1 protein-coding gene is annotated in these 1096 nt (G+C 44.6%); it reads left to right on the forward strand.

What is annotated here, in order from left to right; translation table 11 throughout:
* Positions 1–85 precede the first annotated feature (85 nt).
* A partial coding sequence (locus CKO50_RS23290) for an IS110 family transposase (RefSeq protein ID WP_095730085.1) occupies positions 86–1096 on the forward strand: 1011 nt, incomplete at its 3' end.

Raw genomic sequence — 1096 nt, forward strand, 5'->3', positions numbered from 1 at the left:
GGAGATGTATGGACTCCTCCCCCTTAACGGGAGAGTACGGTATAAAGATATTGCAAAACACTTTTACCAAATAAGGAGTCCATACATGGCACAGTCTAATTTAATTGCTATCGACTTGGCAAAAAACATTTTCCAGGTGGCACAGCTGAAAGGCAATAAACTCAAATTTAATAAGCCAATGAAACGCGAACCTATGCTTGAGTTGCTAGCAAAAGCCGAGGGTTCAAAGGTCGTGATGGAAGCTTGCGGTAGCGCCCAGCATATTGCTCGCAAAGCGCTGTCGCTGGGGCATGATGTCATGTTGCTTCCCCCTAAGTTCGTTAAAGCGTTTAGGCAAGGCCAAAAAACCGATGCAAATGATGTCCTCGCCATTGCCAGTGCAAGCCAAGCATACAACGTAAAGCCCTGTAAAATCATGACAGTTGAAGAGCAAACGTTGCAGTCATTGAGGCAAGCGAGAGCCTTAGTAGATAAACAAAAGACCCAGCTTTCAAATCAAATACGTGGATTGCTATTAGAGTTTGGTGTTGTCATTAATCAAGGCGATGCTGCGTTAACACAAGTCATTCCAGATATCCTAGAAGATGCTGAAAATGCGCTACCTATCGCATTAAAACAAGCACTCGCGGTGAGTTATGACCTATATAAAACACAATGCGACGCTAAAGCGCAGCTACATAAACAAGTTGAAGCGATAACCAAGCAAAATGACAGTTGCCAGCGTTTAATGGCATTAGAAGGTGTTGGCCCTATTACCGCGATAGAGCTGTTGTCCTTTTTAGGCAATACCTCACAATTTAGTAATGCCAGAGGGGCGGCGGCATGTGCTGGTGTAACACCGACACAGCACTCATCAGGCGGAAAAGCCAAGATAGGTCATATCCCCAAAAGACGAGGCAATACATTAAGGAAAAACCTGTTTCTCGGTGCAAGAACGGTAGTCAGCAGGCTAAAACATAAAGAAGCGACCACGGAGAAAGAGCGCTGGATAAAAAACCTACTCGCCAAGAAAAGTGTGAAATGTGTTGCCATTGCATTGGCCAACAAAACGGTTAGAACAGCCTATGCCTTACTTAAAAACGGCTCAACATACGAG

This window comes from Pseudoalteromonas sp. HM-SA03, assembly GCF_002289345.1.
In the GTDB taxonomy this organism is placed as follows: Bacteria; Pseudomonadota; Gammaproteobacteria; order Enterobacterales; family Alteromonadaceae; genus Pseudoalteromonas.